Raw genomic sequence first — 17,672 nt, 5'->3', positions numbered from 1 at the left:
TTGCTTAACGGGGCCCCCGCTGACGCTCTCCCCCACCGTTGGTTCGTTGCGGCTGTTCCTGACCACGAGGCTGCGATTGGGGTTGTCCACCCCGATTTTCGGGCATCCGCTGGAAATTTCCTCCATCGCTACGACCAGCAGGACTACTCTGAATGTTAGGCGAACCGGAGTTGCCCATCGAACCCGGCCGGTCAGCCCGCTCGAACGTCCGGTTGGGCTGTTGCTGAAAACCACCGGGCTGCGTTTCACCTCTCGAATTACCACCGGGCTGAAAGCTGCCACGGCTAGGCTCAAAACGATTCGGAGCCGGAGCGACGTTTCCAGGATTTGGCGTTGGCGCATTCACCGCCCCATTCCGATCTGCGGGTGCATTGTTATTGAAACTCCCATTGTAGCTTCCCCGATTGGGGCTACCGTTATAATCCCGGCCGGGTGCGTTAGTATTGGTATTACCGAAATCGGGACGGCTGGGTGCATTGTTCCCATTATAATCCCGGCCAGGTGCGTTATTGTTGTACGAGTTGTTTCCCCCATAAGTACCCCGGCCAGACCCGTTGTTAGGATTATAATCAGAACGGGGCGAATTATCATATCGATCATTACGATCATACCGATCGTTGCGGTTATAATTTTGGCCATATCCCGACGACTGGCCACCAGGCCGATAGAAACCCACCGATCCGTTACCAACGACTGAACGTCCGGGACGATCCAACGGGTCAATACGATACACCGGAACAGAGCGTCGGGTTATCCGCTCGATCTCTCCCCGATTAGGGCCGTACACATACGCCCGGTTGTTGGAGCGGTATATGTTGTTGATGATGGTTGTATTCTGGTAGATATTCACCACGTTTGGCCGGGCCACCCGATAGTTATACAAGTAGGGGCTGGTGATGTATACTTGCGGAACGAAGGTCCAGTAAGGAGCAGGAATATTTATATTGACGTTAATATCCAGACCAGGGCCTAAGGGTGCCCAGCCATAATAGCCGCCACCCGACCGCCACGATACCCAGGCGGGTCCCCAGTCGCTGCCCGGAATCCATGCCCAGCCAAATTGATTGTCAAAGTACCAGCGTCCATAGTGAAATGGCGCCCATCCCCAGGGATAGTCGGACACCCAGGTATTGCCGAATTCGGTCACAACCCAGTGCCCGTCTGTTGCATAAGGCTGAAAATCCTGGCCTACGTTGGGTATCCAGACAGAGCCATACATTGGACTTGGCACCCATTGCCCATAGGGAGCCAGTTCATTATAAAACGTTTGGACAGGCACACTGATCCCCGGTTGAGCCGAAGCGTGCCGGGGCAAAACTGGTTCTAGAGCGAGTACCGCTATCAAGCCAAGCAGGTTAATTGTTTTCAGGATACTCATGACGTTAGGTCGTTTTCTGCCGCGTACTGAAACACGTTGACGATTAGATGCCTTTGACCCCGAAACGTTTAACGCACGAGTAAACAAAGTTTATTCTTGTAGAAAAACAATACCCATCTGGTTTGTTCAGACGGGTACGATCAACTGTGTTACTGGTGAAGGCGGGCCGTTAGCGGGAAGCACCGTTCGGGTACGCCGGCAGTGGAACCTTAGTCTTCGTTGGTAATAAACATTTTCGGTTTAGGCGCTTCGATACCATCTTTTCCAAACTGCCGGGCGATATTTTCGAGCATGTAATAATGAGTACGCCAATAATTTTCACTTTTGGTCCAAACACGTACATCATACTCCCGCGAGTTTGGATTCAGCTTGGCAATCAGCACATCGTGCTCGCGATCTTTCAGAGCAAACGGGCAGGCCTCAACTACTTTCATGATGGAGGCTCTGGTTGCGTCAATATCATTCTGACTGCCTACACCATAGACCTGATCGACCCGGATGACCCCTCTGGTACTGATGTTGGTAATTGCGGATGTAGACAGGGGGCCATTAGGCAGAATAATCGTTTTGTTGTCCAGCGTCACCAGCGTGGTATCGAAAATCCGAACCGCTTCGACATTGCCGGTAAATCCCTGGGCTATAATCAAATCACCAACGCGGAACGGTTTAAACGTCAGGATCAGTACGCCCCCGGCGAAGTTTGCCAGACTTCCCTGAAGAGCCAGACCAACCGCCAGGCCAGCCGCACCAACAATAGCCACAAAGGAGGTGGTCTGAACGCCAAGGGTGCTGGCGATACTTAATAGCAGCAGCACTCGCAGCAGCCCATTGACCAACGACAGCAGAAACGGCTGCACATCCTGATCAACGTGCCGCTTCGTCAGCATTGACGATAGCAATTTAACAATCCAGCCAATGAGCCAGAGGCCAATAATAAGGGTTAAAATGGCTAGTAGTATACGACCACCATAAATTGTTGCAAAAGACAGCACCTGATCATACGTGCGCTCCATTCTAGTCTGTGCCTGTTCCATACTATAGGATTGAATAGTTAAGTCGGCAATCAGACGTAAATAAAGTCAAAAGTAACTCGACCAAAAATCAGTTATCTGCCCGTTTCAAGGCACTCATCTATAGCCAGTTTTTACGCCGGAAGATCCAGACCGTCAGCGCCGATGACAATACCATCATGGCCAATGCGAACACGTAGCCGTACTTCCAGTGGACTTCGGGCATCTCATCGAAATTCATACCCCAGATACTGGCCAATAAAGTTGGCGGCAGAAAGACCAGCGATACAACCGTAAAGATTTTAACGACCCGGTTTTGCTCCAGATCGATCAAACCGAGGTAGGTATTTTGCAAAAACTCCAGCCGCTCAAAAATAAAGTTGGTATGATCAATAAGCGAGTTAATGTCTTTGATCAGGGTTCGGAGCCGTTGCTGCTCGGTCTCGTTAAACCAGCCATCCGACCGAATCATGGACGATATAACACGCTGTTTATCAACCACATTTTCGCGAATCGACATGGTCAACTCCTGGTAATCGTTAATATTAAGCAGCATTTCCCGATCGAGGTTTGCGTCGAGATCGAGCATGCGATTGATGGCTTTTATTTCGCCCGATACCATTTCGATCAGGTCGGCATCCGAATCGATACGGGACTCAAAAATGGAAATCAGGATTTGGGCACCGTCATTGAACAACGCCCGGCGCGACTTGATGCGCTTTACGGTATCGGCAAATGCTTTCAGATCAGCATTCCGGTAGGTGAACAACGTATCGTCTTTGAGCAAAAAACTAACCGGTACAGTCACATAGCGATGTTCGGTGTCGGGCACCAGAAAGTTGGAATTGGCGATCAGAAAATCATCCTCTTCGATATACCGGGAACTACTTTCAATTTCGAGCTGCTCTTGCTGGCTTAGAAAATCGACATCGAATTTTTCCTCTATGCGTTTGATTTCAACGGGTGTCGGATTTTGGAGATCCACCCAAAGAGTCCGTTCCGTGTTGGAGAAAGAGTCAATGTCGCGGATTTTTCGGACGGACGTTGCGTCTTGCTGGAAGATGCGGATCATAAAATCGAGAGCAAAGTATTCAGCCGCGAAGTTCGCAGAAACAATTGGACTGTGGAAAAGCTTTTCGCGTATTTCCATCAATCTACTTCCACTCACTCCGCCTGCAGCGGGCTTCCTTTCAGGTTCAGATCTTTGACGCGTTTCCGTACACTTTGCATGAATGTTTTGCCGGGATCCGCTTTCTCCGTCAGGTAATTCGGGTCGGTTTCCTTCCAGAGTGGCGTGCCGATAAAATCTTTGTATTCGTAATGGCCAATCAGGTATTCAATATTGTACTTCTGCTTCAGGTAACGGACCAACTGTACGTTGGCTTCCAACTGCGCTTGGGTCAGGTCATTATTGCCGATGTTTTCAATACCGATCGCGCAGTAGTTCAACCCAATACAATGGCGGGCAAAGGTGGTATCGGGCAGAAGCCGATAGATCGTGCCATCCCGATCAACCAGAAACGGAACCGCCGTATTTAGTTTGCTAGCTGCCTGAAGATCAGCACGACCGGGTAATACACTCGGGTTGAACACGTTAAATGTCGAATCAAGCGTCGAGATGGCTGTCCAGTGCAGCACAATCATTTTGGGCTTTATGTAAGGTTCGACCTGATTAAGGCCATGCCGACGAGCCAGGTAGTCGAGCGAGAGTTGCTTACGGGCTTCATCAAAAATTATAGGCTTGTCAAGTATTCGAATGGAGACTTCCTGAGCAGCGCAGAACGTGACTGGCCCAGCAACAATAAATAGCAGGCACACTGCTTGACAGATCAAACGGGATAAACCGGCAGGAAAATTCATAATGAACTCGGTTGAACAAGGGCAAAGAAAGAAAAACCCGGCAGATACCGGCACTTTTCTTTTTTTACCGTCACTGAAATTTCGTGAACGGATAAATTCTTTACCCATACACTCAAGTGAATCAGCTCCAATCCGTGAATATAAAATCGGGTATTGAACGCTGAAACGCCTTAACAAAGGCTTTACGGATTATAATTATTTGAAGTTGCAAGTGCCTAAACGGACTTTTGAGAGGCCAGTCATTGACTCTTTTACAATGTTGCGCACAAAATCGCGGCATTAGCTGTTATACCGCTAGCTGGGCCTAACCCGCCTGGCTGTTGGCTATGCAACCTGATTATTCTATTAATACGCTCTCGACTACCGACCGTCGGCCCAAGGCTACCAATCTTTGGGAAACGGCTCATTCTCTTGGCTTTCCGGCTGCGCTGTGGCGGTTGCCGAATCAACAGGATAAACACCTGATTGTATCGTTCGACGAAGTCCTGCCGCGGGTATCGGCCGATTTGGATGAACTACCCGCCGGATTTTTAGTGAGCCCTTTCGGCAACCTTGCCGGTACGGCACCAACCAATACGTCGGATGGCAGTAGCACGGGCAATAGCGATCAAACGCTTTTCCTGAGAGCCGATATTCAGGCTACTTTTTCTGCGGCCAACCAAACCCGCTCGGGCAAGATCCGCACCAATGCCCTGGCCGATGCCGTTACGGCTGACACCTTTTGGCAGCGCTTATCGGCTCAACTGGCTAATCCGTCGGCAAGCCAGTCCCTTCAAACGGGAATAACGCCCCTATCCGATCCGGATGCCCAGGCGGAGTATGTGCGTAATGTAGCATTGGCTGTTGACGCCATGCGCCGGGGGGAGTTTAGAAAAGTGGTTTTGTCACGAACAAAACGGGTAGCTTTTACAGATGCGCCCAACGCGGTGGTTCTGTTCGACAAGTTATGTGAGGCCTATCCGACAGCTTTCGTCTCGGCCGTTTCGATTCCGGAGAAGGGGCAGATCTGGATAAGTGCCACTCCCGAACGCTTGGTGAGTGTAGATGCCAATGGCATTTTCCGAACGGCGTCGCTGGCAGGAACTCAATCAGCCTTTGAGCCAGACGGGACGCCCAAACGGCCCGCTGAAGCGATGTGGTCTCAAAAAGAAATCGAAGAACAGGCGTTGGTAAGCCGCTACATAATCGAGTGTTTCAAAAAAATCAGGCTTCGTGAATACCTGGAAGAAGGACCGAAAACGCTCATTGCCGGAAACCTGATGCACCTTAGCACCTGCTTTACGGTTGACACCCAGGCGGTGCGTTATCCGCAACTTGGCACGGTCATGCTACGATTGCTACACCCAACATCGGCCGTGTGTGGCATGCCCCGTGATGTAGCTTTTCGGTTTATTAGTCAGCACGAAACGCACGAACGGGAGTTGTATAGTGGTTTCGTGGGCCCTGTAAATATAAACGCAAACAACGAAGGCCCCGAGAGCGATCTCTTCGTTCATATACGCTGTATGAAGCTGGAAGGCAAACTAGCGACCCTATATGCCGGCGCGGGCTTAACAGAAGATTCAGTTCCCGAGCGCGAGTGGCAGGAAACTGACATGAAGTGTCAAACACTTCTTAACATTATGATGACTGCTAATTCGTGAAGTGAATTTCACGAATTAGCAGTCATCAGCACTTAATTACACTCCTTCAGCAGGATCATTTGGTGCCCGGGAACCGTCTTCAGCGGTTCGATCACCGGCTTCACTGGCCGCCGACGATTGGGTATCTGCGTCAGGCGCGGTTCCATCGGTAACAGCACCTGCTGTTGTCACAAGGGCTTCTTCCTGCGGGTCTGGAGTTGATTCTTGGTCTGCCATAAGCTTGGTTGAGTAAAGAAATGTAGTGAAAAGCTCTCCGACTGCCGGTTAAGCGGGCCGTTGATCGCGGTGTAGGGATAGCTTACTCCATGCTATCATCGTCCAGATCGTCTTCGATCGAATCATCATCCAGATCTTCGTCCAGATCATCCTCATTGAAGTCATCTTCGATGTCGTCTAAATCGTCTCCTCCATAGCCACTGGCGGCACCGGAGCCTAATTCGTCGAAGTCAGCTCCCGCATCGTCGAAGTCATCTTCATCATCGTCGAAGGCGGCTGTTTCTGGATCTGGGTTAAGCATCAGCACGTCTTCGTCCTGATCAAATGCTAGCTGGTAAATCATGGTTTAAAGAGTATAAAAGTTAGTTCACCCCTGTTAACGCGTCTCTTTCCCGGAAGGTTTAGCGATTCTAGAAACTTCTTGATATTTACGCGATAACAGTCTATTCCGTTTATGAGTTACTGGATTATATGCGTGGTTCGGCCATTCACAAACCAATATAAATGAGACAATACCAGCTCCAGCGGCTCGTTGACCTGCCAATTATACAAACAAGCGACGTAAATCCAACAATCGAGGGTTTTGAGGTTTTGGGGGCTTTTAACCCAGCCGCCTGTATTTTTGAGGATGAAGTTCTGCTCCTGCTGCGGGTGGCGGAGGCTCCGAAAGCGGAGAAAGGCACTATCCTCATTCCGTTGGTCGAAGAACAGGACGGCGTCCCTACGCTAATTATCAGACGCTTTCCCGAACCCACCGAACCTTACGACCCACGCATCGTATCCATCGGGGGCAAGGTTTATCTCACGTCACTGAGTCATTTACGATTGGCCCGTAGCCGGGATGGTGTTCATTTTAAAATTGATGACAAACCGTTTCTTTTTCCGGCCCGGATGGACGAATCGTTCGGCATTGAAGATGCCCGGATTACCTTTCTGGAAGGAAAATACTGGATTACCTATACGGCCGTATCCGAGCACGGACCGGGCGTAGGCCTGGCTGTTACGACCGATTTTAAAACCGTTGAACGGCTTGGCATGATTTTACCGCCACCCAATAAAGATGTGGCGCTGTTTCCGCAAAAAGTCAACGGAAAATACCAGATGCTGCACCGGCCGATGGTTTCAGAGATCGGGAGACCATCGGTTTGGTTAACGGAGTCGGTCGATGGCGTACATTGGGGCAACCACCGCTTTCTGTTTGGGGGGCGGGGCGCAGAAAATCCCGATTTTTCCTGGGAAGGCGGCAAAATTGGCGCCGGTCCCGAACCAATCTTAACCGACGAAGGCTGGCTAGTTTGCTACCATGGTGCCGACCAGACCCATGCTTACGCTCTGGCACTAGCCTTGCTCGACAAGGATGACCCATCCATCGTACTGGACCGATCGGTGGCCCCACTCCTCACACCCGAGCTGGTCTGGGAACGCGAAGGGTTCTTTCCCAATGTAGTTTTTTCAAATGGTTGGATACAGTGGCCTGACGGCAGCGACCACGCCGGAAAGATCTGGGTGTATTACGGCGCAGCCGACTCGGGTGTCGGGCTGGCCGAATTAATAAAGCAGTAACGAGCTAAAAAACGTACGCCTTTTTCACCTCATCTACCGTTATGGCCGGTTCGTAGGCAGCGTTTAACCGGGTTGCATTTTCTTCTACACTGAGTTCGAAACCTGCTTCTTTCCGCCGTTGGTTCACGGTTTTTACATTGGCAATCGGCCAGACAAAACAGCGCGATTGCTTGGTTGTTTTCATTGGCCGACAGGTTACTTGCGTACCATAAATCTGTGGTTTACTGCGGTTCATCAACGAGCGGTCGAGCATCATGGCGTACTGAGAAAAGGGCAGTTCCCCCTGGTCGGCTGCCTTTTTTATAATCGGCAAATACGTCTCTATTTTGCTTGAATGTTGAATGATATAGAAAATTGCTTGATTGGCAGGCGTACCAACCAGGCTTTTACCAGGATACCCATACTGCTTCAAAATCGCTTCAGCCCGATTCAGATTCGTCGTATCAATTTTCGTCTGCTCAGCCCAAAGAACACTGGCCAGTTTTGACCGGTCCGTTTTATAGACAGCGCTCAAACTATCCGTAAATGGCTGGTTGTTGCCTAGTTTGGCCAGCCATTCGCGGTTACGCTGATCCAGCACATACATGCTATCCAGTTCCTGTTTCAGGCGAGCGTTTTGCTGTCCGTATGATGAAATGGGTACACAAGCATATAAAAGCGTGAAAAATTGCAAGTATCTCATAAGTAATTGACTGATTGACAGATCGGTTTTTATCGGCGCTGGCTTTTATGTAGTTTACATTAGTTTTAACTTCCTTCCTATGATGAAACACTTTAATCAACTTTTACTCTGTCTTTTACTCTCAACGTCGCTATTCGCACAGAGTCAGAAAAGGGCGCTTAACGCTTCTGACTATGACCGCTGGCAAACAGTACGGTCTGAAAAAATCTCGAACGACGGCCGCTGGATTGCCTACCAGATTGACCTTCAGGAAGGCGATGGCCGATTAGAGGTAACAACATCTGGTCTCAACACGAACCGGAAGCAGTATGTTTTCCCGCGCGGTTACATGGCGCAGTTTACACCCGACAGCAAGTTTTTGGTCATGCGCATGAAAGCGCCCTACGCCGACACCCGTAAAGCCAAACTCAAAAAGAAAAAAGCCGATGAACTGCCTAAAGACAGTTTGCTGGTGTTGAACCTGACGACCGGCAAACCCACTAAGCTACCCAACGCAAAATCATTCGTATTTGGCAAGGATTCGGGTTCGTGGCTGGCGGTGGTGCAGGAACGTAAAGATGATAAAGAACGGCCAGCACCACGGGCAGCCTCGCTGAAAGATACGCTCACGCCCCTGGCCCCCGTCTCGACTACCACAGTGACAACCCGGAAAGGAACGGCCAAAAAGCCCAAAGGCGACGATCTGACGCTCCTGAACATGGCAGACGGCACCCGCAAAACCATTCGGTACGTTTCCAACGTGGCCATGTCCGACAATGGCCAGGCGATTTTCTACAGTAAAGAATCGGTAAATGATTCACTAAAAACAGGCGAAACCAGTATTCCCGGCGTCTTTATATTCAATACCGCCAATGGGCAAACGATGCTGGTGGACACCAGTTCTAAACGAAAAATCTATAAAGGCCTGGCGGTCGATAAAGTTGGTCAGCAACTGACCTGGATGGCCTCCGCCGACAGCGCCGGGAGCGACGTAAAAGTATTTACACTGTACTATAAAAGCTTGTCGCCAACGGTAGCGGCAAAGGGGAAGTCAAGCAAGAAAACTGCCCCCGAAGCGCCGTTTAAGGTTATAGCGGACACCCTCACGAAAGCGTTACCCAAGGGCTGGTCGGTCAATGAGTACCGGGAGCCGAAGTTTTCGGATGATGGTACCCGGCTCTATTTCTCAACGTCTCCCATTGCGCCCAAGCCAACGAAGGACAGCCTGACGCCCGATGATGAGAAAGTAAAAATGGACATCTGGACCTGGACCGACAGCCGCCTGCAACCCATGCAGCAACGCCGGTTGAAAGAAGAAAAAGAACGCGGTTTTCTGACCGTTTACGATCCGCAGTCCGGCAAAATTATTCCTCTGGCCAGCCGTGAAGTACCCACTGTTTCGTTCGACCCCAAGAAAAACGCCCGTTACTTACTGGGCCTGAGCGATCTTCCGTACCAGGTTCAATCGTCCTGGGACCCTGGCCATACCGACCTGTATCTGGTTGATGCCCAAACCGGCGAAAAAAAGCGTATTGCCAACGACATTATGGCCTCGCAGCCCAGGCTCTCGCCCGAAGGAAAATACGCTTACTGGTTCGATGAGCGCGATTCGCTCTGGCGGGCCTGGTCCATTCCCGATGGCAAACGCCTTGACCTGACCCGGGGACTGCCGAGCAAATTCTTCGACGAAGAGCATGACACACCTAACCTACCCGGCTCGTACGGCGCGGCTGGCTGGACGACCGGAGATCGCTATCTCTGGCTCTACGACCGATATGACATCTGGCAAATTGACCCTACCGGTCGCGAAAAACCGACCAGCATAACCACGGGCTGGGGTCGTAAAAACAAGATTCGGTTGCGTCGTGCGGAGCTGGACAACGACGATGACGATGCGCCTGGCAGGCGGTCGGGTTCTATCGAGAAAGCGATTGATCCAAAAAGCGAACTGTTCCTGACCGGTATTTGGGAAAGCGATAAAGCAACGGGCATCTTAAAAAGCAAAAATGGACTGGCCGCAGCCGAGCCAACCGTACTAACCCGTAGCAATCACCGGTATTTTGGCTTGAACAAAGCGAAAAATGCGCCGGTCGTTACCTTCTATAAAGGCAATTATCAGGAGCCAACCAACCTTTTCCAGACGGATACAACGCTGGCTAATCCCGTACAATTAACCCGTACCAACCCACAGCAGGACAGCATTCGCTGGGGTAGTGTCGAGATCGTGAAGTGGACGGGAACCAATGGGGTTAAGCTGGAAGGTTTGCTCTTTAAACCGGAAGGTTTCGACCCGAAAAAGAAGTACCCCATGCTTACCTACTTCTATGAGCGGAATGCCGAAACCCTGAACGACTACCGGGCTCCGTCGCCAAGCCGCTCAACGATCAATATTCCTTACTGCGTATCGAATGGCTATCTGGTCTTCGTACCCGACATCGTGTACACAACGGGGCAACCCGGCCCAAACGCCTACGACTGTATTGTGCCGGGCGTATTGAGCCTGCTCGACAAAGGCTTCGTTGATCGGGATCGACTCGGTATTCAGGGCCAGAGCTGGGGCGGTTACCAAACCGCGTACATTATCACGCGCACCAATCTGTTCCGGGCTGCCGAAGCCGGAGCCCCCGTTGCGAACATGACGTCGGCCTACGGAGGTATTCGCTGGGAAACGGGTATGAGCCGGGCGTTCCAGTACGAAAAAACCCAGAGTCGGATTGGCGGTACGCTGTGGGACAAACCAATGAACTACATCGAAAACTCCCCCCTCTTCTTCGCCAACCGCATTGAAACGCCCCTCATGATGACGCACAACGACGCCGATGGAGCCGTTCCCTGGTACCAAGGTATCGAGTTGTTTTCGGCCCTGCGTCGGTTGAACAAGCCCGTCTGGATGTTGGTCTACAACGGTGAAGGGCACAACCTGACTCAGCGGCACAATGCCAAGGATCTGAGTATTCGTCTGTATCAGTATTTCGATTATTACCTGAAAGACGCGCCCATGCCAATCTGGATGAAGGAAGGCCGCAGCGCTGTCGAGAAAGATCGGGGTGAAATGAAGTACGGTACCAACCTGAGTGCCGACTCACCACAACGATAACGGATAAATATTCACCAAACGAAGCGCCCGAATGCTCTTGCATTCGGGCGCTTTTGTCTACCTACTCCTTACTCTGACACCGCTTCCTTCACGACTTCGCCTTTGAAAGACAGCATTTGCGAACCACCCTCCGCATTGGATTCGACCACAATTGTCTTGTTAAAAGCGCCCAGAGCTGCCGCATTGAACGTCGCTTTGACCCTCCCCGTCTGACCGGGTAACACGGCGTCTTTAGAGTAATCAACGCCGGTACAACCGCAGGAGCCTTTTGCCTTATGAATAACAAGCGGCAATTCGCCGGTATTGGTAAACGTAAACTCGGCAGTAACGGGCTTGCCCTGAGAAATACGGCCAAAATCGTGAGTGGCATTGCGCCAGTTGAACAGCGCCGTGGGAACAGTCATGGCAACGGAAGCCATTAATAAAACCAGCGAAGTGAAAAACAGGATACGCTTCATAGATAATCGGTTTAACAAGGTTTAAAGCACCGCTCACCCGAGCGACCCTGCAAACCTACCCTACTCCCGGTACTCCCTTTGTTAAGCAGTTGCCAACGTTTGTTAATGAGTTGTTAATTATTTGAGTACGATACACCAGGCGCTATCTTTGGCAAAAGAGCACACTATTTTCCTGTGATGATCTGCTCTTTCACTCATTCGCTCTTTGCCATGTCTCGATTACGTCTACTGCTTGTCCTTTCTGTTTTGTCCATCATCGGTATCCTGGCGGTGCAGGCAATATGGGTGCACAACGCCTATGCGTTACGGGAGCGGCAATTCCAGCAGTCGGCGTTCATTGCCCTGCAGGATGTAGCCAATGACGTGGCCCACTTGAATCACTTCATCGTCAATCGGTATGCGGTCACGCAGCTTTCACCCGACTACTTTATTGTCAATACCGACGCGCCGATCGATCCGGTTACGCTTGAAGCCTTCATTCAGCGGTCGCTACAGCAGCATCACCTGATTACAGATTATGAATACGGCATTTACAATTGCGAAACCGACCGCATGGTCTACGGTGCCTATGTAAGCACGAGTAGACCGTTGAAGGCCGGAGTCCAGAACAAAAACCTTCCAACGTTTCCGCGCTATACGTATTATTTCGGTATTCGGTTTCCGAACCAGACGAGTTTTGTGGCGGGGCAATTGAGTGGCTGGCTATGGTCAACGGTGGCGGTTCTGGTGGTGGTTGTTTTCTTTGGCTACACCCTGAGCGTCGTGCTGAAACAACGGCGGCTGACGGAAGTCCAACGTGACTTTATTAACAACATCACCCATGAACTTCAAACGCCCGTTTCCACCATTCGCGTAGCCGCCGACGTGCTTCAGTCCGACACAATTCTTCAGCAACCCGACCGCCTGAAACAATACGCCAGGGTTATGGGCGAAGAGAGCCGACGGTTGCAGAAGCAGATCAACAGTGTCTTACAACTGGCTCGTTCGGAACGCAGCGGTTTTGTGCTCGATCAGGAAGACGTTGATCTGCACGAGCTTATGGCGACCGTGGCGCATGGATTTGCCCCTTACGTAACACTTGACCTGACAGCCCCGGATGCCAGGCTCCGGGCAGATCGGTATCACCTCGAAACGGCGCTCAACAACCTGATCGATAACGCCATAAAATATGGTAACGCAAATCCCTATGTCCTGCTGCACACGCGTTTTGATCGGGGTCAATTACGCTGGTCAGTTAAAGACAATGGGATCGGTATTGCGCCAGAACATCAAAAAGCGGTTTTTCGGCAATTTTTCCGCGTAGCATCCGGTCACACCCACAATGTCAAAGGGTTCGGTTTAGGGCTCTATTACGTTCAGCAGGTCATCCGGGCGCACGGCTGGCGACTTACCCTGACAAGCAAGCCCAATGAGGGAAGTACGTTTGAAATCGCCTGTCCTTATGTACATATAAAGAGCGAACGAGTGAATGAGCGACAGAGCGACAGCGGGTCAATAAAGCGATTGTCCGCATTCACTCTTTCGCTCTTTCACACGTTCACTCTTTATCTCTCCCGCCCTTGACACCCGCTCGTATTCTGTTCGTTGAGGATGATATCAATCTCGGCTTTGTGGTCCGCGACACCCTCGAAAACGTGCCGTTCGATGTAACGCATTGCACCACCGGACCCGAAGCCTGGACGGCTTTTCAGGCCCACGCCTTCGATTTATGCCTGCTGGATGTCATGCTCCCCCAAACGGATGGTTTTACGCTGGCACGTCAGATCCGGGCCGTGAATACACAAATCCCCATCCTGTTTTTGAGTGCGCTGGCAGATAAAAATGACCGCCTGCAGGGCTTACGACTCGGTGCCGATGACTACTTAACCAAGCCCTTTAGCGTGGAGGAGCTGCTGCTGAAAATAAACATTTTTCTACGCCGGACGATCCGGGATGCCAGCTCGCCCGCGAATACGGTTCTCAACAGACAAAATTTAACGCTTTCGGTTAATGGGCAGACACAGACACTCACCCAGCGCGAAGCGGATGTGATGGCTTACCTCCTCGATCGGCCTAACACACTCGTTCGGCGTGACGAGTTGCTACGGGCCGTTTGGGGCGATGACGACTATTTTATGGGGCGCAGTCTCGACGTTTTTATTTCCCGGCTTCGCAAACGACTGGCCCAAAGCGAAATTCTCCGGATCGAAAATGTGCACAGCGTAGGGTTTATTTTACGACAGTAGTTCACGTAATTCGTGCGCTGTCTTTAGTTTTACCGCATGAATCGCCAACTATCCATTCTCGCCTTACTCACTCTTTTACTCGTTTACGGCTGTAAAACGGCTAATCTCAGGTCGAATACCGCGCCCGCTTCTGCCGGTATTAGCGAAGAAGGGCTGCTCAACTGTTTTACCGCGGGCACATCGCTCAATGGGCAACCGGTCTGGTGCGAAGCATCGGCGGTGCTGTACGACGGCAAAAGTCTATTCTTCGCCAACGATAAAGATATGCCCCCAGGGATGAGTCCGGTGTTTGAAAAAAGTCCCGCATCGCTGAGCGATTCGACAAAAGGGCCCACTTACCTGATGCAACCAGCTTTTTCGACGGCCCGTAAATATGAAGACTTCGCCCAGACACCCAACCAGGCCAACGGCTATGTTTTTCTGACCACCGCTTTTGATCGGGTAAAGCCCGGAAGCCACGATTGGGATAGCTATAACACCATTCTGTACTGGCGCAAAGGAGACGAGCAACACCCGCACGTGCTGGCTCCCGATGACACTAGCCGCACATCGATTGCCTACCGACAGCGCATGGCGCAACTATTGGCAACCGACGAATTTCCGGGCGCGCTCCCCTACTTTAAGGTTGAAGGATTAGCGGCCACCGATAAGCAGTTACTATTTGGCATTCGTGAAGAGGGGAAATCCTATGAGAGCTTTACGTACAGGGCAAAAATCATCAGTGTATCGTATCGAGTAGAAAAGACCCGTAACGGTGATCGAATTCGCCTGTCCGACGACTGGAAGATCATCAACAATTTCGACATCGCCAAAGCGGAGACCAGCCTACCTAAATCACTGGCACTGTCCAGTTTAGAGTATGATCCGTATCGAAACCGGTTCTGGATGCTAACTTCGCTTGAACTGAATGGTCAGTTGGATGCCTATCTCTGGACAATCACGCCGGACGATTTGTATGCGAACAAACCCTTCACACTCCTGCGTGATGCCCAGGGGCAACCGCTGCACACGGCCGGCCACAAAGCCGAAGATCTGACCTTTCTGGATGCGAATCGGGTCTTGCTCATTCACGACGATGACCGGGGCCGGACAACCGTTGGTGGCCGTACCAGACAACCCAATCAGGCGGCTTATACGATTCTTACTGTATCGTCCCGAAGAAATCGTATGTCCCCAAAATAAACGCCAGAACGCCCGTTCCGTGATTAGCCCCTTTTATGGGAATCAGCTCGACATTGGTAGCACCCCGTTTTTTCATGGCATCGTAGGCGTTTTGCGAGTTCAGAAAATTGACGATCTCATCGGCGTCGCCATGATAAAGCCGGGTGGGCGTGCGAGGTTTCCAATCATGGACATCATTATCCTGAACAGCAGCCAGAAAGGCTTTGTCGCTGCCGTCATTGATACCCTTTTTGAAGCTGTCGGAAAAGACCTGGTTCAGGCTAACATTGATGGTCGCATTGTTACCCTGGGCAGCAACCTGGGTAGCATAAGGCTCTTTAAAGTAAGCCGTCGCCGACCGGTCCAGGCCGTAAATCCGATCGTAGGTCAGTAATACCCAGAGGTAAAGCCGGTTGATGTAACCGACACCCGCCGACTCCTCATTAATAATCTGCTTCATAAACGCTGGTTTGTCGTAAGCGCCAGCGCCACAACTCGATGCAACCAGATTGAACTCAGAGCCCGTTTCTTCTTCGATTTTCTTTTGCAAAGACATCGTTGCATAGCCGCCCTCCGAATAGCCCGCAATCATCAATCGTTTATCCCAGTTGATGCGTTGATCGCTCAGGAAATCACGCGTAGCGCGTATCATATCGAGCGATGCCGTGGCCAGGCCATTGCGCTGTTCATACGTGTGCGGTAATGCTTTCGATGCCCCGTAGCCAATGTAATCCGGAGCAGCAATGATGTATCCCTGTGAGGCAAATACCGACCCAAAACTATAGGCTTCGCTACTTGAGCCAAAATTCGATGGGGCATCATTTTCACTCGTAATGGTGCCATGCTGCATACTAATCAGAGGAAGGGGCGTCGATACCGAAGGAATGATAAGCGCACCAGAGGCCTTGATGCTTTTGCCATCCGTATTCGTTGTCGTGTATTCCAGTCGATAAGCCTTGATACCATGCAGAACGAAAATTTGGAGGGGTGCATTAACCCCCGTGAAACGACTCCGTAGTTGAGCGGTTGTGTATTCACCAATCAGTGAACTGCTGACCAGAGTACGAGAGGGGACCGGTGTAACCGATTCGGTTGAGGTAGATTGCTTGCAACTGGTTGGCATAACCAGTAATATAGCCCCTATTGTAAATAGCGCGATTGTTGATTTTAGCAAGATCATGTAGACGAGAAAAGAAGCGTACAGCTTCCTGTATTATTTCAACGTTCTGCACCCTGTTTTCGTTTGATCCCAGCCGACATTAATTGGCAGCGAACCAACGCTATCTCGCTGCTTATCAGTCAGGTAATTAAATATCAATAGAATCCTAAGGAATAAAAAAACGGTCAGCGTTTACCAACCTACCATTGGCTGAATTCAACACCTAGTCTTCATACTGATTATGTGGAACAGGCTCTACAACTATAGGCATCTTACTTCCCGCTTACTCTATGAGATAACTACACTTTGCAGAAAATATTGATTGAGCCTTCTTCTCACTTCCTCTAATTACTATCTGTCTATCAGCACATTAAGCCTTTTAATCAACTATTTCGACCATAGTAGCCCTAAACTGGTACAGCGTTTGGATAGTAACTGGCAGTACCAAATATTCACAACACTATGAATAGTCAGTTGAAATCAGCCGGAACTAGGTCCCTTGCGATGCTTATGGCCGCCGGTATCTTATCGGGCAACGTTTTAACAAGTTGTAAGTCATCTGCCCAATCATTGAACAAGACACAGAAGGGCGGAATTGTTGGAGCCAGTGGTGGCGCTGTTATTGGCGGCATGATTGGTAAGTCGAAAGGTAATACCGCATTAGGTGCCATCTTGGGTGCTACCGTTGGCGGGGCAGCCGGGGCCGTAATTGGTCGCCGGATGGACAAACAGGCGGAAGAAATGAAACGCGATATGCCCAATGCGCAGGTTGAACGGGTTGGCGAGGGTATTAAAGTATCCCTTGGGTCCGATATTCTGTTCGACGTGGACTCTTATGCATTGAAGTCGGATACGAAACAACAGCTTATCGACTTTGCAAAATCGCTCAACAAGTACGAAGATACCGACATAGTGATTGAAGGTCACGCCGATGCTACAGGTTCAGATGCTCACAACCTGGCGCTCTCCAAACAGCGGGCCGATGCGGTTGCAAAATTTCTGGAAGCCCAGGGCGTGAAAACATCTCGGGTAGACGAAAAAGGATACGGCGAATCGCAACCCATAGCGGATAACAGTACAGAAGCTGGTCGTCGGAAAAACCGCCGGGTAGATGTAGCGGTATTCGCAAACAAGAAATTGCAACGTGATGCCAAAGATGGCAAAATCGGTGAATAATAGATAGAAGGCGAGGGTAGTCATAATCATTATAACTACCCTCGCCTGTTTTGGCTGACTAAACG

At 50.6% G+C, this 17,672-nt stretch carries 16 protein-coding genes; 7 read left to right on the top strand and 9 right to left on the bottom strand.

What is annotated here, in order from left to right; translation table 11 throughout:
* Positions 1 to 4 precede the first annotated feature (4 nt).
* The 4 genes from ACYU8Y_RS25145 to ACYU8Y_RS25130 form a co-directional block, all read right to left on the bottom strand.
* Positions 5 to 1,378 carry a DUF6600 domain-containing protein gene (locus ACYU8Y_RS25145; protein ID WP_460940921.1) on the bottom strand — a complete coding sequence of 458 codons (1,374 nt, stop codon included), beginning with the start codon at positions 1,376 to 1,378 and terminating at the stop codon, positions 5 to 7.
* A gap of 209 nt (positions 1,379 to 1,587) precedes the next feature.
* Positions 1,588 to 2,412 carry a mechanosensitive ion channel family protein gene (locus ACYU8Y_RS25140; protein WP_460940920.1) on the bottom strand — a complete coding sequence of 275 codons (825 nt, stop codon included), beginning with the start codon at positions 2,410 to 2,412 and terminating at the stop codon, positions 1,588 to 1,590.
* A 97-nt stretch (positions 2,413 to 2,509) separates the two neighbouring features.
* Entirely contained in the window at positions 2,510 to 3,460 is a 951-nt protein-coding gene (gene corA / locus ACYU8Y_RS25135; RefSeq protein WP_460940919.1) for a magnesium/cobalt transporter CorA, read from the bottom strand.
* A 92-nt stretch (positions 3,461 to 3,552) separates the two neighbouring features.
* A complete protein-coding gene (locus ACYU8Y_RS25130) occupies positions 3,553 to 4,248 on the bottom strand; it encodes a peptidoglycan recognition protein family protein (RefSeq protein WP_460940918.1) in 696 nt (231 codons plus the stop codon).
* A gap of 326 nt (positions 4,249 to 4,574) precedes the next feature.
* Here ACYU8Y_RS25130 and ACYU8Y_RS25125 point away from each other — a divergent pair, with 326 nt between their 5' ends.
* Positions 4,575 to 5,891, top strand: a complete 1,317-nt coding sequence (locus ACYU8Y_RS25125) for an isochorismate synthase (protein ID WP_460940917.1) — start codon at positions 4,575 to 4,577, stop codon at positions 5,889 to 5,891.
* Positions 5,892 to 5,927: 36 nt separating this feature from the next.
* Here ACYU8Y_RS25125 and ACYU8Y_RS25120 read toward each other — a convergent pair whose 3' ends face one another.
* Positions 5,928 to 6,107 carry a hypothetical protein gene (locus ACYU8Y_RS25120; protein WP_460940916.1) on the bottom strand — a complete coding sequence of 60 codons (180 nt, stop codon included), beginning with the start codon at positions 6,105 to 6,107 and terminating at the stop codon, positions 5,928 to 5,930.
* An 82-nt stretch (positions 6,108 to 6,189) separates the two neighbouring features.
* On the bottom strand, positions 6,190 to 6,450 hold the full coding sequence (locus ACYU8Y_RS25115; protein WP_460940915.1) for an adhesin: 261 nt from the start codon (positions 6,448 to 6,450) through the stop codon (positions 6,190 to 6,192).
* 161 nt (positions 6,451 to 6,611) lie between these two features.
* Here ACYU8Y_RS25115 and ACYU8Y_RS25110 point away from each other — a divergent pair, with 161 nt between their 5' ends.
* On the top strand, positions 6,612 to 7,670 hold the full coding sequence (locus ACYU8Y_RS25110; RefSeq protein WP_460940914.1) for a glycoside hydrolase family 130 protein: 1,059 nt from the start codon (positions 6,612 to 6,614) through the stop codon (positions 7,668 to 7,670).
* Between the two features lie 4 nt (positions 7,671 to 7,674).
* Here ACYU8Y_RS25110 and ACYU8Y_RS25105 read toward each other — a convergent pair whose 3' ends face one another.
* Complete coding sequence (locus ACYU8Y_RS25105) at positions 7,675 to 8,352, bottom strand: DUF6624 domain-containing protein (RefSeq protein ID WP_460940913.1); 678 nt, start codon at positions 8,350 to 8,352, stop codon at positions 7,675 to 7,677.
* 82 nt (positions 8,353 to 8,434) lie between these two features.
* On the opposite strand from ACYU8Y_RS25105, the gene ACYU8Y_RS25100 reads away from it, so the two are divergent.
* A complete protein-coding gene (locus ACYU8Y_RS25100) occupies positions 8,435 to 11,428 on the top strand; it encodes a S9 family peptidase (protein WP_460941213.1) in 2,994 nt (997 codons plus the stop codon).
* A gap of 68 nt (positions 11,429 to 11,496) precedes the next feature.
* Here ACYU8Y_RS25100 and ACYU8Y_RS25095 read toward each other — a convergent pair whose 3' ends face one another.
* Positions 11,497 to 11,886: a DUF1573 domain-containing protein gene (locus tag ACYU8Y_RS25095; protein WP_460940912.1), complete on the bottom strand. Its 390-nt coding sequence runs from the start codon at positions 11,884 to 11,886 to the stop codon at positions 11,497 to 11,499.
* A gap of 210 nt (positions 11,887 to 12,096) precedes the next feature.
* On the opposite strand from ACYU8Y_RS25095, the gene ACYU8Y_RS25090 reads away from it, so the two are divergent.
* The 3 genes from ACYU8Y_RS25090 to ACYU8Y_RS25080 are packed head-to-tail and all read left to right on the top strand — an operon-like array spanning position 12,097 to position 15,293.
* Positions 12,097 to 13,449 (top strand): sensor histidine kinase, encoded by a 1,353-nt coding sequence (locus ACYU8Y_RS25090; protein ID WP_460940911.1) that lies wholly within the window; start codon positions 12,097 to 12,099, stop codon positions 13,447 to 13,449.
* Entirely contained in the window at positions 13,446 to 14,111 is a 666-nt protein-coding gene (locus tag ACYU8Y_RS25085) for a response regulator transcription factor (RefSeq protein WP_460940909.1), read from the top strand. Before ACYU8Y_RS25090 ends, ACYU8Y_RS25085 begins: the two co-directional genes overlap by 4 nt.
* A gap of 36 nt (positions 14,112 to 14,147) precedes the next feature.
* A complete protein-coding gene (locus ACYU8Y_RS25080) occupies positions 14,148 to 15,293 on the top strand; it encodes a hypothetical protein (RefSeq protein ID WP_460940908.1) in 1,146 nt (381 codons plus the stop codon).
* Here ACYU8Y_RS25080 and ACYU8Y_RS25075 read toward each other — a convergent pair.
* Entirely contained in the window at positions 15,253 to 16,395 is a 1,143-nt protein-coding gene (locus ACYU8Y_RS25075) for an alpha/beta hydrolase family protein (protein WP_460940907.1), read from the bottom strand. The genes ACYU8Y_RS25080 and ACYU8Y_RS25075 overlap by 41 nt on opposite strands.
* 498 nt (positions 16,396 to 16,893) lie before the next feature.
* Here ACYU8Y_RS25075 and ACYU8Y_RS25070 point away from each other — a divergent pair, with 498 nt between their 5' ends.
* Positions 16,894 to 17,607, top strand: a complete 714-nt coding sequence (locus ACYU8Y_RS25070; RefSeq protein WP_460940906.1) for an OmpA family protein — start codon at positions 16,894 to 16,896, stop codon at positions 17,605 to 17,607.
* Positions 17,608 to 17,672 lie beyond the last annotated feature (65 nt).

Source organism: Spirosoma humi, assembly GCF_054776575.1.
This window is presented reverse-complemented; position numbering and strand designations above follow the sequence as displayed.